Origin of the sequence: Agrobacterium sp. 22094 (genome assembly GCF_052046015.1) — a bacterium.
Classification (GTDB): domain Bacteria; phylum Pseudomonadota; class Alphaproteobacteria; order Rhizobiales; family Rhizobiaceae; genus Agrobacterium; species Agrobacterium cavarae.
Genome location: NZ_JBQEPX010000005.1, coordinates 113,595 through 139,280 on the forward strand (window position 1 = coordinate 113,595; position 25,686 = coordinate 139,280).

At 59.4% G+C, this 25,686-nt stretch carries 24 protein-coding genes; 11 read left to right on the forward strand and 13 right to left on the reverse strand.

All coding sequences use genetic code 11. The features are described from left to right. Positions 1-12: 12 nt before the first annotated feature. Positions 13-1,002, reverse strand: a complete 990-nt coding sequence (locus ACTJK5_RS19430) for an NAD(P)H-dependent glycerol-3-phosphate dehydrogenase (RefSeq protein WP_112954598.1) — start codon at positions 1,000-1,002, stop codon at positions 13-15. Beyond that, complete coding sequence (tsaD, locus tag ACTJK5_RS19435; protein ID WP_153312533.1) at positions 999-2,096, reverse strand: tRNA (adenosine(37)-N6)-threonylcarbamoyltransferase complex transferase subunit TsaD; 1,098 nt, start codon at positions 2,094-2,096, stop codon at positions 999-1,001. Before tsaD ends, ACTJK5_RS19430 begins: the two co-directional genes overlap by 4 nt. A gap of 72 nt (positions 2,097-2,168) precedes the next feature. Between tsaD and hemC the strand changes: the two genes are divergently transcribed. The 7 genes from hemC to ACTJK5_RS19470 all read left to right on the forward strand — a co-directional run bounded on the left by hemC (position 2,169) and on the right by ACTJK5_RS19470 (position 8,685). Next, entirely contained in the window at positions 2,169-3,098 is a 930-nt protein-coding gene (gene hemC, locus ACTJK5_RS19440; protein ID WP_440613042.1) for a hydroxymethylbilane synthase, read from the forward strand. A 3-nt stretch (positions 3,099-3,101) separates the two neighbouring features. Next, positions 3,102-3,860, forward strand: a complete 759-nt coding sequence (locus tag ACTJK5_RS19445) for a uroporphyrinogen-III synthase (protein WP_440613043.1) — start codon at positions 3,102-3,104, stop codon at positions 3,858-3,860. Positions 3,861-3,993: 133 nt separating this feature from the next. Then, positions 3,994-5,475: a COG4223 family protein gene (locus ACTJK5_RS19450; RefSeq protein WP_440613044.1), complete on the forward strand. Its 1,482-nt coding sequence runs from the start codon at positions 3,994-3,996 to the stop codon at positions 5,473-5,475. A gap of 3 nt (positions 5,476-5,478) precedes the next feature. After that, a complete protein-coding gene (locus tag ACTJK5_RS19455) occupies positions 5,479-7,281 on the forward strand; it encodes a heme biosynthesis HemY N-terminal domain-containing protein (protein ID WP_440613045.1) in 1,803 nt (600 codons plus the stop codon). Between the two features lie 27 nt (positions 7,282-7,308). Then, positions 7,309-7,800: a TerB family tellurite resistance protein gene (locus ACTJK5_RS19460; protein WP_440613046.1), complete on the forward strand. Its 492-nt coding sequence runs from the start codon at positions 7,309-7,311 to the stop codon at positions 7,798-7,800. Positions 7,801-8,059: 259 nt separating this feature from the next. Beyond that, the gene (locus ACTJK5_RS19465) at positions 8,060-8,374 is read left to right on the forward strand and encodes a YggT family protein (protein WP_062444372.1); all 315 of its coding nucleotides are present in this window, start codon (positions 8,060-8,062) and stop codon (positions 8,372-8,374) included. A gap of 17 nt (positions 8,375-8,391) precedes the next feature. Then, complete coding sequence (locus tag ACTJK5_RS19470) at positions 8,392-8,685, forward strand: DUF167 family protein (protein WP_440613131.1); 294 nt, start codon at positions 8,392-8,394, stop codon at positions 8,683-8,685. Between the two features lie 2 nt (positions 8,686-8,687). On the opposite strand, the gene ppa is transcribed toward ACTJK5_RS19470, so the two are convergent. The 4 genes from ppa to ACTJK5_RS19490 all read right to left on the reverse strand — a co-directional run bounded on the left by ppa (position 8,688) and on the right by ACTJK5_RS19490 (position 14,238). Then, the gene (gene ppa / locus ACTJK5_RS19475; protein WP_062424907.1) at positions 8,688-9,221 is read right to left on the reverse strand and encodes an inorganic diphosphatase; all 534 of its coding nucleotides are present in this window, start codon (positions 9,219-9,221) and stop codon (positions 8,688-8,690) included. Between the two features lie 242 nt (positions 9,222-9,463). Next, positions 9,464-9,970, reverse strand: coding sequence for a GNAT family N-acetyltransferase (locus ACTJK5_RS19480; RefSeq protein WP_062597372.1), 507 nt, complete (start codon positions 9,968-9,970; stop codon positions 9,464-9,466). 212 nt (positions 9,971-10,182) lie between these two features. Further along, positions 10,183-12,003 (reverse strand): translational GTPase TypA, encoded by a 1,821-nt coding sequence (gene typA, locus ACTJK5_RS19485; protein WP_062424909.1) that lies wholly within the window; start codon positions 12,001-12,003, stop codon positions 10,183-10,185. Positions 12,004-12,171: 168 nt separating this feature from the next. Beyond that, positions 12,172-14,238 carry a M3 family metallopeptidase gene (locus ACTJK5_RS19490; protein ID WP_440613047.1) on the reverse strand — a complete coding sequence of 689 codons (2,067 nt, stop codon included), beginning with the start codon at positions 14,236-14,238 and terminating at the stop codon, positions 12,172-12,174. A 241-nt stretch (positions 14,239-14,479) separates the two neighbouring features. Between ACTJK5_RS19490 and ACTJK5_RS19495 the strand changes: the two genes are divergently transcribed. Next, positions 14,480-14,947 carry a MarR family winged helix-turn-helix transcriptional regulator gene (locus ACTJK5_RS19495; RefSeq protein WP_062444380.1) on the forward strand — a complete coding sequence of 156 codons (468 nt, stop codon included), beginning with the start codon at positions 14,480-14,482 and terminating at the stop codon, positions 14,945-14,947. Between the two features lie 233 nt (positions 14,948-15,180). Here the strand turns inward: ACTJK5_RS19495 and ACTJK5_RS19500 are convergent, their stop codons facing one another. After that, positions 15,181-16,404 (reverse strand): argininosuccinate synthase, encoded by a 1,224-nt coding sequence (locus ACTJK5_RS19500; RefSeq protein WP_112359232.1) that lies wholly within the window; start codon positions 16,402-16,404, stop codon positions 15,181-15,183. Positions 16,405-16,663: 259 nt separating this feature from the next. On the opposite strand from ACTJK5_RS19500, the gene ACTJK5_RS19505 reads away from it, so the two are divergent. Both ACTJK5_RS19505 and ACTJK5_RS19510 read left to right on the forward strand, forming a co-directional pair. Next, positions 16,664-17,518: an SDR family NAD(P)-dependent oxidoreductase gene (locus ACTJK5_RS19505; protein ID WP_296105944.1), complete on the forward strand. Its 855-nt coding sequence runs from the start codon at positions 16,664-16,666 to the stop codon at positions 17,516-17,518. Positions 17,519-17,596: 78 nt separating this feature from the next. After that, positions 17,597-18,244 carry a LysE family translocator gene (locus ACTJK5_RS19510; RefSeq protein WP_335321927.1) on the forward strand — a complete coding sequence of 216 codons (648 nt, stop codon included), beginning with the start codon at positions 17,597-17,599 and terminating at the stop codon, positions 18,242-18,244. A gap of 242 nt (positions 18,245-18,486) precedes the next feature. Here ACTJK5_RS19510 and ACTJK5_RS19515 read toward each other — a convergent pair whose 3' ends face one another. The 4 genes from ACTJK5_RS19515 to ACTJK5_RS19530 all read right to left on the reverse strand — a co-directional run bounded on the left by ACTJK5_RS19515 (position 18,487) and on the right by ACTJK5_RS19530 (position 22,404). Next, positions 18,487-19,446, reverse strand: coding sequence for a DUF3829 domain-containing protein (locus ACTJK5_RS19515; RefSeq protein ID WP_440613048.1), 960 nt, complete (start codon positions 19,444-19,446; stop codon positions 18,487-18,489). 164 nt (positions 19,447-19,610) lie between these two features. Next, complete coding sequence (locus ACTJK5_RS19520; protein WP_440613049.1) at positions 19,611-20,405, reverse strand: ABC transporter ATP-binding protein; 795 nt, start codon at positions 20,403-20,405, stop codon at positions 19,611-19,613. Next, on the reverse strand, positions 20,402-21,283 hold the full coding sequence (locus tag ACTJK5_RS19525; protein WP_062424964.1) for an ABC transporter permease: 882 nt from the start codon (positions 21,281-21,283) through the stop codon (positions 20,402-20,404). The genes ACTJK5_RS19520 and ACTJK5_RS19525 overlap by 4 nt, the downstream gene beginning before the upstream one ends. Positions 21,284-21,450: 167 nt before the next feature. Continuing rightward, positions 21,451-22,404 carry an ABC transporter substrate-binding protein gene (locus tag ACTJK5_RS19530; protein WP_296075042.1) on the reverse strand — a complete coding sequence of 318 codons (954 nt, stop codon included), beginning with the start codon at positions 22,402-22,404 and terminating at the stop codon, positions 21,451-21,453. Positions 22,405-22,891: 487 nt separating this feature from the next. On the opposite strand from ACTJK5_RS19530, the gene ACTJK5_RS19535 reads away from it, so the two are divergent. Beyond that, the gene (locus ACTJK5_RS19535) at positions 22,892-23,605 is read left to right on the forward strand and encodes a M48 family metalloprotease (RefSeq protein ID WP_440613050.1); all 714 of its coding nucleotides are present in this window, start codon (positions 22,892-22,894) and stop codon (positions 23,603-23,605) included. A 129-nt stretch (positions 23,606-23,734) separates the two neighbouring features. On the opposite strand, the gene rlmN is transcribed toward ACTJK5_RS19535, so the two are convergent. Together rlmN and ACTJK5_RS19545 are read right to left on the reverse strand one after the other, a co-directional pair. Beyond that, on the reverse strand, positions 23,735-24,907 hold the full coding sequence (rlmN, locus tag ACTJK5_RS19540) for a 23S rRNA (adenine(2503)-C(2))-methyltransferase RlmN (RefSeq protein ID WP_116494339.1): 1,173 nt from the start codon (positions 24,905-24,907) through the stop codon (positions 23,735-23,737). 268 nt (positions 24,908-25,175) lie between these two features. Then, entirely contained in the window at positions 25,176-25,679 is a 504-nt protein-coding gene (locus ACTJK5_RS19545) for an invasion associated locus B family protein (protein ID WP_062424918.1), read from the reverse strand. Positions 25,680-25,686: the final 7 nt, after the last annotated feature.

The window sequence follows — 25,686 nt, forward strand, 5'->3', positions numbered from 1 at the left end:
TTCGCCCAGTCCCTATTCAGTGGTGATGGGCCGTGTCATCAATTGTCGCATGGCGGTGCGAATGTCCAGCCGCCCGTCGATGATCGCCGCAACGGCATCGGTGACGGGCATGTCGATCTTGTGGTCGGCGGCAAGCCGGGACGCAACGGAGGCGGCGTAGGCGCCCTCCACAAGCCCGCCATGAAAGGCCGAGGGTGCATCCCCATGCCCCAGCGATATGCCGAAACGCAGATTGCGCGACTGGTGGCTGGTGGCGGTCAGGACAAGATCGCCCAGACCGGAAAGCCCGCGCACCGTATCCGCCTGCCCGCCGACTGCAACGACAAGCCGCGACATTTCCGCAAGCCCGCGCGCAATCAGCGCCGCGCGCGCCGATTCACCCAGTCCTGCCCCTTCGACGATGCCGGCGGCTATCGCCAGCACATTCTTCAGCGCGCCACCAAGCTGCACGCCAATGCGATCGGTGGAGGCGTAAAGCCGGAAGGTCTGGCCGGAGATGGTTTGCGCCAAGTGCTCGGCAAGTGCCGCATCGCTGGCTGCGACCGCCATGGCTGTCGGCAGCCCCTTGGCAATATCGGCAGCAAAGCCCGGCCCTGAAAGCACGGCCACAGGATGCGACGGCAATTCCTCTTCCAGCACTTGTGTAAGAAGCAAGCCGGACGAGCGGTCGATCCCCTTCGCCAAGGTCATCACCACGGCATCCTTAGCCAGGTAAGGACCATATTGGCGCGCCGCATCCGCCTGCGCCTGCGAGGGCATGGCGAACAGCACGATACCGGCATTGCGCAGCACTTCGGGCTCGGCGGAATATTTCAGCGCATAGGGAAGCGCGATACCTGGCAGGGCCGCATCATGCACGCCATCGGCCTGCAGGTCGGCCATCAGCGATGGATCGCGGCCAAGCAGCGTGACGTCGTGGCGATTCTCCAGCGCAATCACCACCGCAATCGCTGTGCCGAAGGCACCGGACCCGATGACGACGATAGTCTCGCGCTTGCTCATGCCTTGGCTCCGCGCTTGCCAAAGCCGACCAGTGTCTTGGCATCCGCATCGAGCGGCCAGCGCGAGCGCGGCTGCGTGTCGAGACTATCCGGCTCCATGCCTTGCGCCATGCGCTCAAGCCCTGCCCAGGCGATCATCGCGGCATTATCGGTGCAAAGCGCAAGCGGCGGCGCGATGAAGCGGAAGCGGTGCTTGTGGCAGAGCGCCTGCAAGGTGCCGCGCAACTCCTGATTGGCGGCGACACCACCGGCAACGACGAGGGCCGGTCCACCCTCGACGGAGGGGAAGGTTTCAATAAAGCGCTGAAGCCCGCGCCCGATCCGGTCCTGCAATGTGCGCGATACCGCCTTCTGGAAGGAGGCGCAGATATCGGCAATGTCCTGATCTGTCAGTGGGGCGATGGCCGTGGCTGCCTGCCGCACGGCCGTCTTCAAACCGGAGAAGGAGAAATCGAGCCTTGCTTCGCCCACCATCGGGCGCGGCAGGGGGAAGCGATCGGGATTGCCAGTCTTCGCCGCTTTCTCGACCGCCGGTCCGCCGGGATAGGGCAGGCCAAGCAGCTTGGCCGTCTTGTCGAAGGCTTCGCCGAGTGCATCGTCGATGGTCGTACCCCAGCGCTCATATTGGCCGACACCGCGAACCAGGATGAGCTGCGTATGACCGCCGGACACGAGCAGCATCAGATAGGGAAAGGAAAGCCCGTCCGTCAGCCGCGCCGTTAATGCATGGCCTTCCAGATGGTTGATGGCATAAAGCGGCTTGCCCGCAGCCTTCGCAATTGCCTTGCCGGTCATCAACCCGACGATCAAGCCGCCGATGAGACCAGGCCCAGAGGTGGCGGCAATCGCGTCCACTTGCTCCAGCCTCACGCCCGCCTTGGCGAGCGCTTCCTCGATCAGCGTATCGAGGGCTTCCACATGGGCGCGGGCGGCAATTTCCGGTACCACGCCACCATAGGCACTGTGTTCTTCCAGCTGCGACAAAACGACGTCAGAGACGATCTCACCACGGCCATCAGCATGCCGAACCACCACAGATGCAGCGGTTTCGTCACAACTGGTCTCTATGCCGAGGATACGAAGAAAGGGGGTCATCAGCCGGTTCGTTGATTGCGGTGCTTTTGAAACTTAGGTACGAACACCTCCGGTAACAACGGATAGATGCCGATGCAAACAAAACCTTTCCGAATAGGCACACGCGGTAGCCCGCTGGCACTGGCGCAGGCGTTCGAAACGCGCGACCGGCTGGCGGCGGCCCATGACCTGGCCCCGGAGATGTTCGAAATCGTGCCGCTCGCGACCAAGGGCGACCGCATGACCGACCGCCCCCTGTCCGAAATCGGCGGCAAGGGCCTGTTCACCGAAGAGCTGGAAGCGCAATTGCTCTCCGGCGATCTCGACTTTGCCGTTCACTCGTCCAAGGATATGGCAACCAGGCTACCCGACGGACTGGAGCTGCGCGCCTTTCTGCCGCGCGAAGACGTGCGCGATGCCTTTATCGGCAGAACGGCACCTCGCCTCCTTGAACTGCCGCACGGCGCCATCGTCGGCTCCGCCTCACTTCGCCGTCAGGCGCTCATCCGTCGCCTGCGCCCGGACCTTGAGGTCATCATCTTCCGCGGTCTGGTCGATACGAGACTGCGCAAGCTGGCGGAAGGCCAGGCGGATGCCACCCTGCTTGCCTTTGCCGGGCTGAAGCGGCTGAACAAGGACGACGTTCCAACCGAACTGCTGGACCCGAAGGCATTTCCCCCTGCCCCCGCGCAAGGCGCCATCGGCATCGAATGTCGCATCGGCGATAGCCGGATTCAGGATTTGCTCTCGGCCATCAATGATGGGCCGACCTATGATGCGGTGATGTGCGAACGCGCCTTCCTCGCGGCTCTCGATGGCTCCTGCAGAACCCCGATTGGGGGCCTTGCAACCTGTCATGGGGAGGACCTGCACTTCCACGGCGTCATCCTGACACCCGATGGACAGACCGAACATGCCGTCGAGGTGTCCGGCAGGCTTGCCGATGCCGAAACGCTCGGCCGCCAGGCTGGCGAAAAGGTGCGGCACGCCGCCGGTCCCGGCTTCTTCGAAAGCTGGACCTGAGCCATGCGCGTCGTCGTGACCCGTCCGATGCGTTCGGGGCAGAAGACGGCGACGCTGTTGCGCGAGCGCGGCCACGAAGCCATCCTGCTGCCGCTAACCGAAGCGGTGCACAAGGCGGAAGCTGCAAGAGAGGCGCTGACGCGCCAACCAGACGCTCTCGCCGTCACCAGCGCCGAAGCCATTCGCGCGCTGATGTCATCCGGCATCGATCTATCCGGCCACTTGGACCGCCCGCTTTTCGCCGTTGGTGCGGCAACCGCTCAGGCCGCACGCGAGTGCGGCTTTGAGACCGTGATTACCGGTGAGGGAGATGGCGAGGCACTCGCCCAGCTGGTGAAGACGACACTGACGCCGGACGGGCAAGTATCATCGGCGAAAAGTCCTGCTGCGCACGTGCTCTATCTCGCCGGACGGCCCCGCGAGGGCGGCTTCGAAAACACACTCGCACAAAGCGCGATCACGCTGGATGTCGCCGAGATTTACGAGATGCAGCCTGTCTCGTGGGAAGGGGCAGCCTTGCGGGCCGTGCTCGACATTCCGCCGGATGCGGTTCTCCTCTATTCCCGCGAGACCGCGCGGATCTTCTTTGACCTTGTCCAGGCCCATGATCTGGCGCCCCTTCTGCACACCAGCCGCTTTATCTGCATCAGCGAAAAGGTTCTGGACGTCGTTCCGACACCGCATCGCAGTCGCGCATGTGCAAGCACCACGCCAAGCGAACACGCAATGTTGCAGCTTCTGGACAGGGGCGCTGGAACCTAATTCCCTTTCGCCTCTTTCCTTTGCCACCATCACTGACTAGGTTTGGGGCGTGGCGACATGCGATCCCGTCTTCCCGAAAGGTGGTACGTCGCCACCGCGACCGAGGAATAGACACGACTAGAATGAGGTTGTCATGGTATCCGGAAAGCCGCCACGCCACTCCAAATCCAAGACCGAGCCGGTCACGATTGATCTGGACGCCAAGGACGTGACGGATGTCAGCGCCACCAAGCCATCCACGTCTGCGGATACGACGGCGACAAGCGCATCAAGTGACGCAAAGCCGGTGACGGAACCGAGCACTCCCGAACCCGTCACGCCATCGACCAGCGTAGCGGACGGCACAAAAGCCGAAAACCCGAAGCCAATCTGGGATCAGCCAACCAAATCGCCGATCGAGCCTGAGCCGAATGTCGGAAAACCGCGGGACGCATCCGGCAAAGACGAAGGCCCAGCGAAGACGGACGCGACGGTAAAGCAGGAGCCGCCGAAAGCCACAGCGGCAGCAGCCTCCACCACCACATCGTCCGCTGCATCGAGCAGCGCTGCCGATAGCGCCAAAGCGACATCGAGCACCTTTGGGAAGGACGCCCCAAAGAGCGACCCCTTCAAGCCGCAGACCACGTCATCCACATCCAGCGCATCGTCGGCCAGCAAGCCGTCGGCAGCCACCACATCGACATCGCGGGATGCAAAGCCGCAAGGCAATTCCGGCCTGATTGCCGCCGGCATTGTCGGCGGCCTGATCGCGCTTCTGGCCGCAGGCAGCATGCAATATGCGGGCGTCCTGCCGTCCAGTTCAACCGATAGCGGTTCGTCGACGGAACTGGCCGCGTTGAAGTCTCAGGTCGCCAGCCTGCAGCAGCAGATCGCCGAAGCACCAAAAGGACAGACCGCCGACACGTCTGCGCTCGAGCAGCGCCTTGCCGCGCTGGAAAGCTCCACCGCATCCGGCGGCGACGCCAGCGCGAAAATCTCGCAGCTTGAGACCACGGTTTCGACCTTGCAGTCCGAGCGCGCCGCAGAAGACCAGAAGATTGCGTCGCTGACACAGCGGCTTGACGCGGCAGAAACCAAGATCAACGAGCCTCGGGACGATGTCGAAGTGGCGCGCGCCATTGCCTCGGCAGCACTCAAGGCGGCGATCGATCGTGGCGGTCCGCTCCTCACCGAACTCGACACGCTCTCCAAGGTCACGCCGGACGATCCGGCGATCCAGTCGCTTCGCCCCTTTGCCAATACCGGCGTGCCGACGCGCGCGGAACTGGTGCGTCGTTTCCCCGATGTTGCCAACGCGATGCTGGCGGCCCTTCGCCCGACCGATCCGAATGAGGGGATTATCGACCGGCTGGCCAACAGCGCGATGTCGCTGGTCAAGGTGCGCCCTGTTGGCAATGTAGAGGGCGAAGGCGACGATGCCAAGATCGCCCGCATGGAAGACAAGCTGCAGAATGGCGACCTGAAGGGTGCGGCCCTTGAATGGGATGCTCTTCCCGAAGCCGCCAAGACGGCATCGGCCGATTACAAGAAGTCGCTGGACGCACGCATTCAGGTCGAGGATCTCGTCAACAGCACATTGAACCGCGCCGTCAGCAGCACAGGCCAGCAGGGGTAAGACATGACCAGAATCGTTAGCTTCGTCGTCATCGTCCTTCTCATCGCCGTCGGCTTCGCCTGGTTGGCGGATCGTCCGGGCGTTCTGTCGCTGGAATGGCAGGGGCAGCTGATACAGATGAGCATGATGGTGGCGGCCTCCATGGTTGCCGCCCTCATCGCAGCCATAATGATCTTGTGGTGGATGATCAGCACCCTGTGGAACTCCCCACACGCCGCACGCCGCTACTTCCGCGCCCGCAAGCGGGACCGCGGCTATCAGGCACTGTCGACCGGCCTGATCGCTGCCGGCGCCGGCAATGCCCTACTGGCCCGCAAGATGACGGCGAGAACACAAGGTCTGCTCAGCGCCGATCAGGAGCCCCTGATCCATCTGCTGGAAGCCCAGGCCGATCTCATCGAGGGCAAGTATGACGCCGCGCGCCGCAAGTTCGAGGCAATGGCAAATGACCCGGAGACGCGTGAACTTGGTCTTCGCGGCCTCTATATCGAGGCCCGCCGCCAAGGTGCGCATGAGGCAGCGTTGCAATATGCCGAGGATGCGGCGAAAAACGCACCCTATCTGCCCTGGGCTGCGCAAGCGACGCTGGAAAGCAAATGCCGCAGTGGCGAGTGGGACGATGCGATCCGCCTGCTCGACCAGCAGAAGGCCGCCCACGTCATCGAGCGCGGCGAGGCCGAGCGTCTGAAGGCCGTGCTTCTGACCGCGAAGGCGGAAGAGAAGTTCGAGATCGACCCAAAGGGTGCGCGCGACGACGCAAAAGCTGCGCTGAAACTGTCGAAGGCGCTCGTTCCGGCAGCGCTCGTTGCCGCCAAGTCCTATCTCCGCGAAGACAATCTGCGCAAGGCGGCCGCCATTCTGGAACCCGTCTGGAAGGCTGAGCCGCATCCACAGATCGCCGAGCTTTATGTTCGCGCCCGCAGCGGCGATACGGCCATCGACAGGCTGAAGCGCGCCGAGCGGCTGGAGAGCCTGAAGCCCAACAATATCGAATCGCTCTTTGCCGTGGCACAGGCGGCATTGGCCGCGCAGGATTTCGACAAGGCGAGAGCCAAGGCACAAGCCGCCGCCCGTATCGCCCCGCGCGAAAGCGTCTTCCTGCTGCTGGCTGATATTGAAGAGGCCGAGACCGGCGACCAGGGCCGTGTGCGTCACTGGATGGCGCAGGCGCTGCGCGCGCCGCGCGACCCGGCCTGGGTGGCAGACGGCATCGTTTCGGAAAAATGGCATCCGGTCTCGCCGGTCTCCGGCCGTCTCGATGCCTTCGAATGGAAGGCGCCCTTCGGCCAACTGGAGGGCCCGGTGGAAGATGTGAGTGTCGATAGCGCACTCGCCTCTCTTCCCGACGTGGCGCAGCCGGAAATTCGTGAGCGCATCATCGAAATCCCGGTTCCAGTAAAGCCAGAGCCGGTGAAAACCGAGCCGAAGCCACACGTCGAGACGAAGGTTGAGCCCAAGGTCGAGACGAAGACCACGGTTCATCCCGTGGTAGAAACGCCGAAACCCAAGGTCCAATCGGGTGAACCCACAAAGGTCACGCCCTCGGCGAAAGCGGAGGAAGTCGTTCCCTTCTTCGGCGGCGCGCCGGACGACCCTGGCGTGAAGAAAGCAGAGGGCGCCCCTCTTGCCGAACCCGCGAAGCCCGTGACACCGGTGACCCAGACGCCCAAGGCCGCTGCGCCAAAAACCACAGTGATCGAAAAAAGCGGCGAAGCCGTTCCTTTCTTCGGCGGTTTGCCGGATGACCCGGGGGTTAAGAAACCCTCTGCCCCCGCGGACGAAAAAAACCGCCTCAATCTGTTTTAAGGGAGCCTTTAACGCTCAAGGAGAGCCATGCTCGACCGTATCCAGACCTTCTTCCAAAGCCTGACGAGTGGCGACACGTCTCGCGATTTTCCGCCCGACGACCTGCGCGTCGCCATCGCCGCCCTTTGCTTTCAGGTGATGGAAGCGGACGGAACGGTGTCCAAGGTGGAGCGTGAGCGCCTGCGCGAATTGCTGCAGGAGCATTATGACCTCAGTTCCGGCAAGCTGGATGCGCTGATGGATGCGGGGCAGGAAGCCGGCAAGGAGGCGGTGGATTACTACCGCTTCACCACCGACATCCGCCGCCACCTGAACGAACAGGAGCGCGTCGAACTCATCGGCATTCTCTGGGACATCGTCTACGCAGACGGCGAGCGCAACGAGATGGAAGACAACGTCATCTGGCGCATCGCCGAGCTTCTTGGCGTCTCCGTCCGCGACCGCGTACTGCAGCGCCAGCAGGTGGCAAGCCACAAGCACATTGAAGGTCATGATGAGGCCGACGCAGACGCGATCTAAGCCGCGCCGAGCGACGGTGTGGAGCAGTTTTGCGACGAAGACGCGCGGCAGGCTGGAGTGGCAAAGCGGAGGAAGCTGGCATGAGATATCCCGTCACGCCTTCTGTGCAGCAAAAGCCGAGGTTGGTCTTCGGCTTTTTACCCACCTTGGAAAGAGGCCGCTAAGACAACACACTTTCTAAACGCGCACTTCCGTGTGACGGTACTTGTCGGCTCATGTGGTAATGTCTAAATGTCTGCCAACAACATAGGAGACATTGATGGTAGGCATTATCGACGCGGTGATTACAATCATATTATTGGCGTTGCAAATCTACTGGTGGATCTTGATCGCCAGCGCCATTTTCTCATGGCTCTACGCATTCAATGTCATCAACTCCTCCAATCAGTTCGTAAACGCGATCGGCAACTTCCTGTACCAGGCTACCGAGCCGGTTCTGCGCCCCATCCGCCGGGTTCTTCCGAACATGGGTGGCATCGATCTTTCGCCGCTCGTGGTGCTGCTTGGCATTGTCTTCCTTCAGATGATCATCGCAAATCCGATCAGACCTTTCCTGATCTCGCTCTTCATTTGACGCTCCAGCCCTGGAAGATCGTCGCTCGGCAGATTGAGCTGAGAGTGAGGCTCACGCCCTCTGGTGGGCGTGACGCCATCGATGGGGTGGAGAAGGATGCCGAAGGGCTGCCCTATCTCAAGGCCCGCGTCACCGCCGTGCCGGAAGACGGCAAGGCAAACAAGGCGCTGATTGCGCTTCTGTCGAAGACGCTGAAGATCCCAAAGTCATCGATCAGTTTCGTGTCCGGGGAAACATCGCGCAAAAAAATCCTCCGGCTCGATGGCGAACCGGAGGATCTTTTAGGTAAGCTTGAAAAGCTGATTGGCTGAGATCAGCCCTGCGCCTTGTAGCGTTCGACGGCTTCGAGGATCAGCTTCTTGGCAACGTCGACATCCTGCCAGCCGCCCATCTTCACCCACTTGCCGGGTTCCAGATCCTTGTAGTGCTCGAAGAAGTGCTCGATCTGCTTCAGCGTGATGTCCGGCAGGTCGGTGTAGTTTTTGACCTTGTCGTAACGCTGCGTCAGTTTGGGAGCCGGAACTGCGAGGATCTTTTCGTCCTTGCCGCCATCGTCTTCCATGATCATCACGCCGATCGGGCGAACATTGATGACGCAACCAGGCACCAGCGGGCGGGTATTGCAGATCAACACATCGATCGGGTCGCCATCTTCCGAAAGCGTGTGCGGCACGAAACCGTAATTGCCCGGATAGGTCATCGGCGTGTAGAGGAAGCGATCGACGATCAGTGCGCCAGCATCCTTGTCCATCTCGTACTTGATAGGATGGCCGCCGACCGGCACTTCAACGATCACATTGACGTCTTCAGGCGGGTTCTTGCCGACGGAGATTGCATCAATACGCATACTCTTTCCTTATTTCGGTGAGTTGAGATTGATCCTCGATACTGGGAAAGGCAGCGCTTTGCAACATCGCCTGCCGCAACCTTTGCGCTTTTGTCGAACCAAGAATGGGCTGAGCTTAAAGGTTTGAGAGCGTTACAAGAAACGAGGGGCGAGAAGTCTTAACAGGTACCCTGGCGGCTTCACGGGATCGGGCCAATCGTCATACTTGCGTCAACGCGCACATGACACGGCTTGAAGAACAGTCAGCGCCAGGCAAAACCGATCTTGCGCAGCTGCTTGTCGGCGAAGTCTTCCATGCCTTCGGCAATATCCTTGCCGCCATGCGAGCGGAAGAAGCGGCTGGCGACATCGCTGTCCTCGAGGCACCAAGCCACCACGCCATTGCAGCCGAGCGACTTCAACAGGCGGCGTCCTTCCTTGAAAAGAACGGTGCCAAGGCCGATGCCCTGATATTCCGGACGCAGATAAAGCTCGTAGATCTCGCCATCATAGGGAAGACCGCGGGCGCGGTTGAGACCAAGCGTCGTATAGCCGGCGACAACGCCCGCCACTTCGACCACCAGCAGCGTGGCGGAACCACGGGCAGCACGGCGCCACCAGTCCTCGTCACGACGATCCAGCATCTGCCAGAGCGGCTTGTGCGGAATAAGTCCTGCATAGGCCTGCTCCCAGGACAGCCGATGCGTCTCTGCAATAGCGGCAGCGTCTTCCGGTTCAGCCCGGCGCACATCGATGGATAACGTTTTCATAACGCGATTCTGGCCCCGGCCATGAAAACTTACCAGCCATAAAGGTTAACGGCGGGAAGCTTACCCACAGCCTAATCATGTGGACGATGGGGAAAAGATTAACGCTTTTTTTACCATTGAGACAAGCGGGCTTGATTCGCGCGGACAAAGAAAAACCCGGCTTGAGGCGTGCTCAAGCCGGGTTCTTGGAAACACGGTTAATGGCAGGGCGATCAGCCGGCCATCTTGGCCTTTTCGAAGCGCTTGCGATCGTTCGGATCGAGGTAGAGCTTGCGCAGACGAAGCGACTTCGGCGTCACTTCCATCAGCTCGTCGTCCTGGATCCAGGACAGCGCGCGGTCGAGCGTCATGCGGATCGGCGGCGTCAGCTTCACGGCTTCATCCTTGCCAGCGGCGCGGATGTTGGTGAGCTGCTTGCCCTTCAGCACGTTGACTTCGAGATCGTTGTCGCGGGTGTGAATGCCGATGATCATACCAGCATAAACCTTTTCACCCGGCTCGATGATCATCGGACCACGGTCTTCCAGGTTGAACATGGCGTAAGCGACAGCCTCGCCCGAACCGTTCGACAGCAGAACGCCGTTGACGCGACCTGCGATCTGACCCTTGAAGGGCTGATAATCGTGGAACAGGCGGTTCATGATGGCCGTACCGCGCGTGTCGGTCAGGAGTTCCGACTGGTAGCCGATCAAGCCACGGGTCGGCGCATAGAACTTCAGACGAACGCGGTTGCCACCGGAAGGACGAAGCTCGGCCATTTCAGCCTTGCGCTCGGACATCTTCTGAACGACGACACCGGAATGCTCTTCATCGACGTCGATGACGACTTCTTCGATCGGCTCCAGCAGGGTGCCGTTCTCATCCTTGTGCATCACGACGCGCGGACGCGACACGGCAAGCTCGAAGCCTTCGCGACGCATGGTTTCGATCAGAACTGCAAGCTGCAATTCGCCACGGCCGGACACGAAGAACGAGTCCTTGCCTTCGGCTTCTTCGATCTTCAGCGCAACGTTGCCTTCGGCTTCCTTGAGCAGACGGTCGCGGATGACGCGGCTCGTGACCTTGTCGCCTTCGGTGCCAGCCAGCGGGCTGTCATTGACGATGAAGGACATGGTCACAGTCGGCGGGTCGATCGGCTGCGCGGTCATGGCTTCAGTGACCGAAGGATCGCAGAACGTATCGGCGACGGTGCCCTTGGAAAGGCCAGCGATAGCGACGATGTCGCCTGCATGGGCTTCTTCGATCGCGGTGCGCTCGATACCACGGAACGCGAGGATCTTCGAAATACGGCCGGTTTCGATCGTCTTGCCATCCTGGCCCAGAACCTTGACGGCCTGGTTCGGCTTGATCGAACCGGAAGCGATACGGCCGGTGATGATACGGCCGAGGAAGTTGTTGGCCTCGAGGATCGTGCCGATCATGCGGAACGGACCTTCTTCGACCGTAGGCTCAGGCACGTGCTCGAGAACCAGATCGAGCAGCGGTGCAAGACCCTGATCCTTCGGACCTTCCGGGTTGACGTTCATCCAGCCATCACGACCGGAGCCGTAAAGGATCGGGAAGTCCAGCTGCTCGTCGGTCGCGTCGAGATTGGCGAAAAGGTCGAAGACTTCGTTGATGACTTCCTCGTGGCGGCCATCCGGACGGTCGATCTTGTTGATCGCGACGATCGGGCGAAGACCGACCTTCAGCGCCTTGGAGACGACGAATTTCGTCTGCGGCATCGGGCCTTCGGAGCTGTCGACCAGAACGATCGCGCCGTCCACCATGGAGAGGATACGCTCGACTTCACCACCGAAGTCGGCGTGGCCGGGGGTGTCGACGATGTTGATACGAACACCCTTCCACTCAACCGAGGTCGCCTTGGCGAGAATGGTGATGCCGCGTTCCTTTTCCAGATCGTTGCTATCCATAACACGCTCGGCAACGCGCTGGTTGTCGCGGAACGAACCAGACTGCTTCAGAAGCTCGTCAACAAGTGTCGTTTTTCCATGGTCAACGTGCGCGATGATCGCGATGTTGCGAAGGGCCATATGATTATATCTCTGAGGTTGGGGCGCTGATCGTATGGGATGCGCCAATTTAGTTTGGCGGGCTCATAACCTTTTTTTTGCAAATGCGAAAGGGGGGCCTGTGACATAAGCCCCTTGCGAAAACGCCGTATCAGAGATGTGTGACAGGTTTTTGGGCCCTGAACGGGGTCAGGCTGCCACCAGTCCGCGCTTCTTCAGCATGGCCTCGGGGCTCGGCATCTTGCCGCGGAAGGCCTTATAGGTCTCCTCCGGATCGACCGCACCACCGACGGAATAGACATTGTCGAGAAGCCTGCGCGCCGTTTCCGGATCGAAGGGATTGCCGGTTTCCTCGAAAGCTTCGAAGGCGTCGGCATCCAGCACTTCCGACCACATGTAGGAATAGTAGCCAGCCGAATAGCCATCGCCGGAAAACACATGCTGGAAGTGTGGCGTTGCATGACGCATGGTGATCGACTTCGGCATACGGAGCGAGGCCAGAACCTCTGCCTGCACCGCCATCGGATCCTCCACTGCGCCGCGGGTATGGAACGCCATGTCGACCAGCGCGGAAGACGTGAACTCCACCGTGTTGAAGCCGGCATTGAATGTCTGGGCCGCCAGCACCTTGTCGAGCAGCGCTTTCGGCATCGGCTCGCCTGTCTCGTAATGCAGCGCATAGGTTTCGAGGATTTCCGGCACGGTCAGCCAGTGCTCGTACAGCTGCGAAGGCAGTTCGACGAAGTCGCGGGAGACGCCAGTTCCCGAAACGGAGGGATAGGTGACGTTCGACATCATGCCATGCAACGCGTGGCCGAATTCGTGGAACAGTGTGCGCGCATCATCCAACGAGAGGAGCGCTGGCTTGCCGGCTGATGGCTTTGCGAAGTTGCAGACATTGTAGATGATAGGCAATTCGCCAACCGCGCCATTCTTCAGCGGCAGCTTGTGCTGCGACTGGAAGGAACTCATCCACGCGCCAGACCGCTTGGAGGGCCGGGCGAAATAATCGCCAAGGAACATCGCTTTCAGTTTGCCATTGGCATCGCGGATTTCGAAGGTGCGCACATCGGGATGATAGGCCTGCACGTCTTTCAACTCGACAGCACGAATGCCGAAGAGACGTGTGGCCACATCGAAGCAGGCCTCGATGATTTTCTCCAGTTGCAGATAGGGCTTCAGCTCGGTTTCGGAGAAGTTGAAGCGCTTTGCTCGGAGCTTCTCGGCATAATGGCGCCAGTCCCAGGGCATGACCTCATGGTTCTTGCCCTCCTGCGCAATGATCGCGGCGAGCTCGGCTTCCTCTTCGCCTGCACGCGCAACAGCCTGTTCCCAAACCTCTGTCAAAAGACCGTTCACCGCATCCGGCGTCTTCGCCATCGTGTCATCCAGCTTGTAGGCGGCAAAACTGTCATAGCCGAGCAGCTTTGCCTTTTCCTCGCGCAACGCCAGCGTCTTCTTGACGATCTCGCGATTGTCGCTCTCACCACCATTTTCACCCCGTGCCACCCAGGCCTTGAAGGCCTGCTCGCGCAGATCGCGGCGCTCGGAAAAGGTGAGGAAGGGCTCGATGATCGAGCGCGACAGCGTCACTGCAAACTTGTCCTCCTCGCCATGCTCCTTGGCGGCGCCCGCCATGGCATCGCGCAGGAAGCCCGGAATGCCGGCAAGTTCCTCATCAGAAGACAGCAGCAGCTTCCAGTTCTTTTCATCCGCAAGCACGTTCTGGCCGAAGTTTGCGCCAAGTCCCGCCAGCTCCTCGTTGATGGCGGCAAGACGCTCCTGCTCCGGCTTCGGCAGTTTCGCGCCGGCGCGCACGAAGCCCTTCCAGTGGCGCTCCAGGACCCGCAGTTCCTCATGGGTCAGTCCCAGCGTCTCGCGCTTGTCCCACAGCGTATCGATGCGCTTGAACAGCGCCTCATTCATGCCGATGCGCGAATAGTGGCGCGACATTTTTGGCGCGATCTCGCGCTCCAGCGCCTGGATTTGCGGGTTTGTATGGGCGCCCGCCTTGTTCCAGAACAGCGCGGAGACGCGCGACAACTCATCACCAGCGACTTCGAGCGCAATCACCGTATTGGCGAAGCTCGGCGCTTCGCTGTTTTGGGCAATCGCATCGATCTCTGCATCATGGGCAGCAAGGGCCGCATCGAACGCGCCGGCAAAATCCTCGTCCTTGACAGCATCGAAACGCGGCAGCCCGTTTTTCCCGTTCCAGTCGGTCAGAGCGGAATAATGCGCGATCGTCGATGTCATGGTGATGTCCTCATGCAGATGTGATTGTCAGCCATATGGGCATGCTGACGGCAAGCTTTCAATATCAGACCGCAAGAAGGGCGACGGCATCGGCCCTAAAATCGGCGTCGATTCCGCAAAAGCACGATGCGTGGATATCAAAGACATGGAGCGTGCGGAACACTTTCTTCTCCCATCCGATTGCATGGAAAGACAGAAGTTGTCACAACGTAGAATAGTTCTAGTGAAAAGCACCCATTTGATGACATCCAATCCCGAACGAGAACCGCTGGCCTTTCTGCTCAATAGCAGTGCCCGTTTTCTCAACAGCGTGTTCGAACGGCGTATTGCCAATGCAGGCCTTGGACTGACGCCCGGCGAGGCCCGCGCGCTGCTGACCGTTGCCGCCATCGACGGTGCCAAGCAGGCGGACATCGCTGCTCGCATCGGTCTCGAACCGATGACGGTCTGTACCTATCTCGACAAGCTGGAATCGCTCGCCCTCGTGGAGCGCCGCCCCAACCCGGACGACCGCCGGTCGAAGTGCATCTACTTGACGGAAAGCTCGACGCAGATGCTGAAATCGGTGCGCGAAGAGGTGGATGGCCTGATGGCGCAGGCGACGGAAGGCTTGGGCAGGGAGGACATCGAACGCTTCCATGCGCTGCTCTCCGTCTTGCAGAAGAACCTCCACACCGCAGCGATGGATAAGAGCCGGACAGAAGGCTGAGCCGGGAGCAAAAAAAGCCCCGCGCTAACAGGGCTTCCATGCGTGAGGTGATCTCGTCGTCATCCTCGGGCTTGACCCGAGGATCCATGTTTTCCAGTGGCGTCAACGGCTTATGTATCCTCGGCTCAAGGCCGAGGATGACGGCGGAGAGGCTTTACGCCTTCTCAGCCAAGTTAATTTAGACATCTGAGCCCCGGAAAAAGCGAAGGCTCAGGACAGCCCTTGCGGACCTCTTACTTGCCGAGGTTGCGCTTTGCGAGCGTACGAAGACGCAGCGCGTTGAGCTTGATGAACCCTGCCGCATCCTTCTGGTCATAAGCGCCCTGGTCGTCTTCGAAGGTAACGAGCTTGTCGGAATAGAGCGACTTGGCAGACTCGCGACCTGTGACCATGACGTTGCCCTTGTAGAGCTTCAGCGTCACTTCGCCTTCCACATGCTCCTGGCTCTTGTCGATCAGGGCCTGCAGCATCTCGCGCTCCGGCGAGAACCAGAAGCCGTAATAGATCAGCTCGGCATAACGTGGCATCAACTCGTCCTTGAGGTGGGCTGCACCACGGTCGAGCGTGATGGATTCGATGGCGCGGTGGGCTGCCAGCAGGATCGTGCCGCCGGGGGTTTCGTAGACGCCGCGGCTCTTCATGCCGACGAAGCGGTTTTCTACGAGATCGAGACGACCGATGCCATTGTCGCGGCCATAATCGTTCAGCGTCTTGAGAATTGTCGCTGGCGACATTTCAACGCCGTTGATCGAGCAGGCATCACCCTTGCGGAAACCGACCTTGATGATGGTTGCCTTGTCGGGGGCCGCTTCCGGAGAAATGGTACGCATATGCACGTATTCCGGGGCTTCCTGTGCAGGGTCTTCCAGAACCTTGCCCTCGGAGGAGGAGTGCAGCAGGTTGGCGTCGACGGAGAACGGTGCCTCACCCTTCTTGTCCTTGGCAACCGGGATCTGGTGCTGTTCGGCGAAGTTCAAGAGATCCGTACGGCTCTTGAACGTCCAGTCGCGCCAAGGGGCGATGATCTTGATATCCGGGTTCAGCGCGTAAGCGGAAAGCTCGAAGCGAACCTGGTCGTTGCCCTTGCCGGTGGCGCCATGGGCAATGGCATCAGCGCCGGTCTTCTTGGCGATTTCGATCAGGTGCTTGGAAATCAGCGGGCGGGCAATCGAGGTGCCGAGCAGATAGACGCCTTCATAGACGGCGTTGGCGCGGAACATCGGGAAGACGAAATCGCGAACGAATTCCTCGCGCACATCCTCGATAAAGATTTCCTTGATGCCGAGCATTTCGGCCTTCTTGCGGGCCGGCTCGAGCTCTTCGCCCTGACCGAGATCGGCGGTGAAGGTGACGACTTCCGCGCCGAGTTCGGTCTGGAGCCACTTCAGGATGATCGAGGTATCGAGACCGCCGGAATAGGCGAGAACGACTTTTTTAACGTCTTTCGGGAGTGCCATTCGTGAAATCCATTTGCGTAACCGGCGATCGCTTCAAGCCTCGCCTTTCCTTGGGATTGCGGCACTTTTAGCGAGTTTATCGGTCGGCGCAAGAGATAATGAAAACGGATCGGACCTGGGAACGCTTTGCTTGCCGGATGACTTGTCACGTGACTGAGACGAGAAAAGCGATAGATTTCATAAGGCGCGCCAAAAGGCGTCTGGTTGCATGGGATGCCACTGCCGTTTGATAAGGACGGCCCTGGAGAAGGAGAAACCAATGTCGACATTTCACCCCGCATTCCAACAGGATAATGTTGCCGTCATCACCGGAGCCGCCTCCGGCATAGGTCTTGCAGCGGCAAAACAATGTGCCGGTTTCGGCATGAGCGTCGTGCTGGTCGATCTGGACGGTGAGAAATTGCGAGCGGCAGAACGTGACATTGCCGCCACGGTTGAGGATGGCGCGGCGAAGATCGTCGCCATCCCGACGGATGTCTCCAAGCTCGATGAACTCGAGGCACTCGAACGAGCGGTGATCCAGCGCTTTGGCCGCGTCCATGTGCTGATGAACAATGCCGGCATCCAGCCGGGCAGCGCCCTTTTCGGCCCCCAAGTCAACTGGGACAGGGTGATCGGCGTCAACCTTATGGGCGTCATCAACGGCACCCGCGTATTCGGCGGGGGCATGGTCGCCCATGGAGAGCCGGGCCTCATCATAAATACCGGCTCGAAACAGGGCATCACCACGCCACCCGGCGATCCGGCCTATAACGTATCGAAAGCGGGCGTGAAGGCGTTCACCGAAGCGCTTCAACATGAGCTGCGCACTTCAAACACCGGCGCGATTTCAGCGCATCTCCTGATTCCCGGCTTCGTCTTCACCGGTCTTACCGCAGGCGAGCGTACGAAAAAGCCGGATGGCGCATGGACGCCGGAGCAGACGGTGGACTTCATGCTGGAGAGCATTGGGCGCGGCGATTTCTACATTCTCTGCCCCGACAACGAGGTGGATAGAAAGACCGACGAGAAGCGCATTCTTTGGGCTGCCAACGACATTGTCCAGAACAGACCACCGCTGTCGCGCTGGCATGGCGATTATGCCGAGCACTTCAAGACGTTTTTGAATAGCTGACGCAATACGAAGAGGAATTGGCAGGCTCACGAAACGGCGTTATGAGTATGCAGCAACCCCGTTTTGGATGGTATCACCGTGGACTTCATTCCGAGCCTGCCAACCCTGATTGCCTTCACCGTCGCCATCCTGGTTCTGGCGGTGACGCCCGGTCCGGACATGACGCTCTGGATCAGCCGCTCCCTGCGCGAGGGCCGCAAGTCAGGCTTCATGACGCTCGTGGGCACCAATCTCGGTATCACCGTCCATACGCTGCTGGTCGCCTTTGGCGTGGCAGCCCTCATCGTCGCTTCACCAACAGCCTTCATGGTGCTGAAGACAGGCGGTGCCGCCTATCTCGTCTGGCTGGCCATCCAGGCCATCCGCCACGGTTCCAACTTCGTCATGGAGCGCCCGAAGGAACAGAAGGCGGGCGCATCGATGACATCGGCTCTGGTCAACGGTCTATGGGTCAACCTGCTCAACCCGAAAGTCATCATCTTCTTCATGACCTTCCTGCCGCAATTCGTCACGGCGACAGATCCGCACGTTACCGGAAAGCTGATCTTCCTCGGTCTCTGGTCGATCATCGTCGCGCTGCCCATCGGCATCGGAATCGTGGTGGCTGCAGACTCGCTCTCCGACTGGCTGCAGCGCAATCGCAAGGTTTTGCGCGGTCTGGATTACACCATCGCCGGCGTCTTCTCGCTCTTCGCCGTCAAGATTTTCCTGACGCAGGCGAAGTAAGGCGATAGCTGTCAAAAGCGTTTCGCGGTCTTCCAGATCTGCTCACAAGCTCTGGATCCTTGTTTTATCGCATGTCGTTATCGCAACCGTTGCACATTTTTGCGTAGACCATACTGCAGCCTTGCCAGGCGGAGCCGCAACGTCGTGGGGTCTGGCTTCTCAAGACCGTTTATAAGTCATCGTAGTAAATTGATCTCCGCCTCGAGGGCGAGGATGAGGGTGAGCTTACAAGTCAGCGCCCATCAGCACCTGTTGCCGTTAAATGAACTGATCAGCCAGCTATAGTTCATGTTCAACTGACGGCCATCCGTGTAAACGGGATCTTGGATGGTGTTGACGTAGCGAGGATCAATTTCAACACTGTAATCGCCCTTTTCCGCTCTTTGCACGGCTGTGCGTGCGCCAGCAATGAAGGTGTTGATAGCGCTCATCGTGGCGGGACATCCCTTCGCATCGCTGGACCGAAGTTTCTTGTCCCATGCCACCGACACATCACTCAGGCGGTTAAGGCTGGCTTTCGTATCATCGCGGAGATTGGCGTCACCAGGCGTTGCAAACATGGCAGTCAGTTTGGAGACTGTGTCCTTTGAAAACAAAATGATCCCTGCTCGATCACGCTCCACACTGTCCGGCGCAGCCTCGTCATAGGCTTTGCGCGCCAAATCGTAATCGTGCTTCTGCATACTATTGAAGAAGGCCTCCTCTGCCGCCGCTACTTTCTTCAGGGCATCCACAAAGGCTGGGTCCTTCTCACGTGCGGTCTTGCCACCATCTGCGAGATACCCTTTGGATTGCGCATAATTCGCAAGGTCAGTGTTGATCGGCTCGAAACCGGCCAGAGCATCGGCATAAGACTTCGCTGCAGGATCGATATCTGCAAACGTCGCATCCTTGACGAACGCCTCATTCAGGGCAGACTTGACCTTGGTAACGTCTATGGGGCTTGCGACGGAGTAATTCTGAAGCGGTTTGTCGCCAGCCAAGGCTCGAGCATATGTCTGAGCGTGGCTTTGCAGAACTTGGTTGAAGCTCACGGCCAGCGAATTGGCTGCCTTGACATAAGCGTTGTATTTGGAAACCGCCGCCTGGTCTGCCGCTGCGGCGCCAACACCCTTATTTTCATTATCCTTGTCGTTGCAACCGGTCAGAAGAATTGCAAACGCGGCGGCGAGTACGGCGAGAAGACTTTTTCTGAAAAACATCATTTCTCCATGACTGTGACATTCGACCTGAAACGAACATGACAGGACATCCAGTCCCTCGTGAGGGATTGGATGCGGTAGAAATGGTGCAGCGGTCGTCAAGTTCCAGCGTGGTCTTGTTGCCCGCACTTTAACGGTGACAGGAGCATAGCCTGTCCTGTGCATCACCCGATGAGCAATTCATCATCATCGAGAGTCTGACCACGGATCTTGCGGAACATCTCGATCAGATCTTCCACCTGGAGACCCTTGCGGCTTCCGCCGGAGACATCGAGCACGATTTCACCGGCATGCAGCATGATGGTGCGGTCCCCGTAATCCAGCGCCTGGCGCATGGAGTGCGTCACCATGAGCGTGGTAAGCTTGCGCTCCTCCACCACCTTGCGGGTCAGTTCCATGACGAATTCGGCCATGCCCGGATCGAGCGCAGCAGTATGTTCATCCAGCAGCAGAACATCGGACCCGGCAAGCGTTGCCATGACCAGCGAGACCGCCTGGCGCTGGCCGCCGGAGAGAAGATCCATGCGGTCCTTCAGCCGGTTTTCCAGACCTAGGCCCAGCGAAGCGATACGATCCTGGAAGAAGGCGCGACGTCCACCGCCGAGCGCCGGAAGCAGACCGCGAACCTTTCCGCGTGCGGCTGCCAGCGCCAGATTTTCCTCGATGGTGAGCGCACCGCAGCTTCCTGCCAACGGATCCTGAAACACACGCGCCACTTGCCCCGCACGGCTGGCGGTCGGCTTGCGTGTGACGTCCACGCCGCTGATCGTGACCTTGCCAGCACTCGGCAGCACGTCGCCGGCCAGAACGCCGAGAAGCGTCGACTTGCCAGCACCGTTCGAGCCGATCACGGTGACGAAGGAGCCGGTTTCAATCGTGAGATTGATCTTCGCCAGCGCCTGCTTTTGCAGCGGCGTTCCCTTGCCGAAGATGACCTGAATATCGGACAGCGAAATCATGATGCGGCTCCTCCACGGCGCAGGCGCGGCAGGATGAGGGCGACGGCAACCAGAACGGCGGTAACGAAATTGAGGTCGGAGGCCTTGAGGCCAAGCGCATCGCTCGACAGCGCAAGCTGGATAGCCAGACGATAGGCAATCGAGCCGAAGACGCAGCCGATCAGCGCGATCAGAATGCCGCGAGAGCCGAACAGCGTTTCGCCGATGATGACGGCGGCAAGCCCGACAACGATGGTGCCGACACCCGATGTCACATCGGCAAAGCCGTTGGTCTGGGCAAACAGCGCCCCGCCCAGCGCAACGAGCGCATTGGACAGCGCCATGCCGAGATAGATCTGGTTGCCAGTCTTTACCCCTTGAGCGCGGGCCATGCGGGCATTCGCGCCAGTGGCGCGCATGGCAAGACCTGCATCGCTTTCCAGAAAGCGCCACACGAGGACGACAGCAACGATAACCAGCAGGCCGACGAAGAGCGGCCGCACCAGATAATCGGATATGCCAAGACCATAGAAGGGCTCGATGACCGTTTCCTGATTGAGAAGCGCGACATTCGGCTTGCCCATGACGCGCAGATTGACTGAGAACAGCGCAATCATCGTCAGGATCGAGGCCAGAAGATTGAGGATCTTGAAGCGGACATTCAAAAGTGCTGTGACCATACCAGCGCCAGCACCGGCGATCATCGCAACGCCTGTTGCAAGCCATGGATTGAGACCGGCAATGATCAGCACCGCCGCCACGGCAGCGCCGAGCGGAAAAGAACCATCAACGGTCAGATCGGGAAAATCGAGCACGCGAAAGGCGAGATAAACACCGATCGCGACAAAGGCGAAGACCAGCCCCAGTTCGACGGCACCCCAGAAGGCGATTTGGCTCACGACAGAAGTCCTTGGGTTTTTCGACCGGGCGTTTCGCCGGGCCGATAGAGCAAGAGTGCCGCTGAAGCGCGGCACTCTCGATTGGAAGTGATGTATCTCGGTGATCCGGCCTTGTGTGGACGAAACGACATAAACAATGTCAATCGCGCGAGGCGGACGAGGAGACCTTACTCGATCACCTTCGTAGCGCGCTTCACGACGCTCTCAGGGAAGGTCACGCCAATCTTTTCAGCGGCTTTCTTGTTGAGAACGAGGTCGGTGCCGACAGCTGTGGTTGCCGCAATATCGCCAGGCTTCTCACCCTTCAGGATACGCACAACGACAGCACCCGTCTGCTTGCCCACATCGAAATAGTTGAAGCCGAGCGCTGCGATAGCGCCACGTGCCACGGAATCCGTATCGGCAGCAAAGAGCGGGATCTTCGCTTCAGCCGCAACACCGGCAGCCGCCTCGAAGGCGGAGACGATGGTGTTGTCGGTCGGAACGTAGATTACATCCGCCTTGCCGACCAATGCGCGGGTCGCGCCCTGAACTTCGGAGGACTTGGTGGCGACGGATTCGACAACCGTGAGACCCGCCTTTGCCGCTGCTTCCTTCAGCAGAGCGAGCGTCGAGACGGAGTTGGCCTCAGCCGAGTTGTAGATGTAGCCAATGGTCTTGGCAGACGGCACGATTTCCTTGACCAGAGCCAGATGCTCATTGACCGGAAGCGCGTCGGAAAGACCGGTGACGTTGCGGCCGGGCTTTTCCATCGACTTGATCAGCTGCGCGCCGACGGGATCGGAAACCGCGGTGAAGACGACTGGAATATCGCGCGTTGCGGCAACGACGGCCTGAGCCGAAGGCGTGGAGATCGGCACGATGACATTCGGAGCATCGCCAACGAACTGACGGGCGATCTGTGCGGCGGTCCCTGGGTTACCCTGCGCGGACTGATAGACGAACTTCAGGTTTTCGCCTTCCTTATAGCCAGCTTCGGCAAGTGCGGCCTTCACGCCATCACGTGCAGCATCGAGGGCTGGATGCTCGACAATGGCTGTGACAGCGACGGTGACGTCTTCCGCCTTGGCAGGCAGCACAAGAGCCGTGGCGGCGGCAAGCGCCAGAATAAGTGCGCGCATAGGGGTATTCCTCCGATTGTTTTGCTTTTCCCGCCCTCTTTAAGAAAGGGTTAAGCCGAAATCAATCACGCGGGACAGATCGGAGTGATCAAATATTTGATTGGGTGGAGGGTAAGGTTCAATCGAAAGCCGCTGAGGTCCATAAGCCCGTCGAAAAATGGATCGAAACTGCCGATCCTCTTCTCGCGAATGCCGTCTATACCACGCCAGCCCGATACCCCGCAGCCAAGCTCAAAGCCAACACCCGTCTGACGTAAGACGAAATTTCCGCGATCAAGATACAGACGTGTTCTTGCAATGAGTACTCAAGCCCGACGCAATCAGGACGCTTACGCCTCTGCCGGCATGCGCTATCCTGGAGAGATCACCAAAGTCACAGGCACAAGGGTCTTGAGACAGTGGCTGGGACATGTCATCGGAATGTTCGAGCAAATTGCCCTGCGCGATCGGTGGCGTCAGCCTTGAGTGAGACTTGATTTGGCAAAGATTGTTCTGGCTGAAGGTCGGCATTCCTTTGCTGGCAGTCACAGATAACGAAGCGATGTTCGCCATTCTCATGCATGAGAATGGCCACGTGCTGAACGAGGATGTGAATGGAAAGCTCCGTCTGGCAGAACTCGAAGAAAGCCTTAACATCGTCTTCGACTTCGCTCCACCGGAAGAATCAATCGCCGGACGCCTGCTCTTTGCCGTATGGAAAAGACTCTCACCGTCATTTGAGCGTGAGAAGATGCGTCTGTCTCGAGACGCCGAGATCAAAGCCGACCTCGAAGCGGCAAATGGTGGTCACGGCGAGGAGGCCGCTCGCGCCCTGCTTCTGGTCGATGCGTCCGCCATATTCCGGGAGCAAATATTTTATAAGTCGTTGCGACAACAACATACGGATACCGTGCCACCTGTCATTTCGCCCACAAAACGCCTTTTGAACGCGGTGTCTATGCTCAATATGATCGAGCTGTTGAACATCTATGCCCAGCACGCATGGTCGATGGAGGTCGACGAGCTGTCCTCTCATCCCTCCTGCGCTCAACGTCTTTCAGCGCTGGGCTATGCCGAACGTTTTACCATAGAACCAGTGGCAACATCCGCACTTGCCCTCTTGGAAGACGGTTTTGCCAAGCGAGTATTTGCTGAGCTGGATGAGTTATGGACAAACCCGTTGCCGAGCAAGCTGCAGTCGCAAGCGGAACACAGCGGATAATGTAAAAGGTGCCGGAGGCAGCGGGAGATGACCTGGATTCAAAGGTGACGTCAGAAAGAGTGTCGCCACAAGCCCCTTACCGGAAAGGCTCAAGACTGAGGCTGTCCTCGGGGCGACGACAGCGGAAAATCAGTCGTCAGCCCCATGATTGGCAATCATCATCGCTTCGAACGCCAAGCGCTCGGTCTTGCGCATGCGTTCGGATTCCGACTTCAGCTGGCCGCAGGCTGCCAGAATATCGCGGCCACGCGGGGTGCGGATCGGTGAGGCGTAACCGGCCTGGTTGATGAAGTCGGCAAACTTCTCGATCTGCGCCCAATCCGAGCACTGATAGTTGGTGCCGGGCCATGGGTTGAAGGGGATGAGATTGATCTTGGCCGGAACGCCCTTGAGAAGCTGAGTCAGCATCTTGGCATCTTCCAGGCTGTCATTGACGTCCTTCAGCATCACATATTCGAAGGTGATGCGGCGCGCATTCGAGAGACCCGGATAGTTGCGGCAGGCGTCGATCAGCTCCTTCAGCGGATACTTCTTGTTGATCGGCACCAGCATGTCGCGCAGCTCGTCGCGCACGGCATGCAGGGAGATCGCCAGCATCACGCCGATTTCGTCGCCGGTGCGGAAGATTTCCGGCACGACACCGGAGGTGGAGAGTGTCACGCGGCGCTTGGAGAGCGACAGACCATCGCCATCGGTTGCGATCAGGAGTGCGGTCTTCACATGCTCGAAATTATAGAGCGGCTCGCCCATGCCCATCATCACGATGTTGGAGACCTTGCGGCCTTCGCTCGGCACATAGGCGCCGACCGGCGTCGAGCCGTCCGGGAAATCACCCAGACGATCGCGGGCGAGCAGAAGCTGCGAGAGAATTTCTTCCGCCGTCAGGTTGCGCACCAGCCGCTGTGTGCCGGTGTGGCAGAAGGAACAGGTGAGCGAACAGCCAACCTGGCTGGAGATGCAAAGCGTCCCGCGGCCTTCTTCCGGAATATAAACGGTCTCGATTTCCACCGGGCGACCGGCACCACGCGGGGGAAAGCGCATCAGCCACTTGCGCGTGCCGTCATTGGAAATCTGCTCTTCGACGATTTCCGGCCGCGCGATGGTGAACTTCGCCTTCAGCGTCTCGCGAAGCTCCTTGGCGACATTGGTCATGTTGTCGAAATCGGAGACGCCGCGCACATAAAGCCAGTTCCACAACTGGCTGACACGCATCTTGACCTGCTTTTGCGGCACGCCGATCTCCGTCAGCGCATCCGCCATCTCGTCGCGCGTCATGCCGATCAGCGACGGCTTGTCCGACATGAGGTCGCTGTTGGCGACCAGAGGCGCCTTGACTGCAAGACCGGGTGTAGCTTCCAAAGTGGACATCGTCCTATCCCATCATCCAATGCACGAGCGAAACCGACCAGTCGAAACGGCGGAACGTCATCTGCATGTCGAGAAAATCCAAAAGCGCGGCGATCACCTGATGACGCCAGCATTCGTGTTGGCGCGCATCTAGCATCAAACCGGCAAAAACGCAAATGGCCGGTCAAGGACCGGCCATCAGACTCTAATTTTTTAAAACTGCTTACTTGCAGCTTTCGATCTGCTTGAGAGCAGCCGAGATGCCAGACAGCGAATAGGAATAGGAGGTTGCCGTGCCGCGACCGGAGGTCGCCTTCACGGTCATGCTCTTGCCAACCTTCATGGCCGCGACGAGTGCCGGCTCTTCAGCGGCATTTTCGACCCAGGCCGCCTTGTCCTTGGTGAACATCACGAAGTTCTTGGCATCGATCGTCACATTGACCTTGGAGCCTTCCTTCAGAGGATAGCCCACCATGGCCTGCGGCTCATAGGAAATGTTCTGGCCGGGACGCTGCGACACGATGAAGAAGATATCGCCATGGTCGACACTTGCCGGCTCCTTGGCGGTTGGAACGGAAAGAACATAGCAAACGGTGCTTTTACCCGATTTGTACGAATAGGCACCCCAAGCGTTGAACTGCTGGATGCGCGTGGGCGACTGTGCAGAGGCAATGCTGACGCTGGTCAGCAAAATGGCGGCTGCGGTTGCTACACTTCTTACAAACATTGAAATT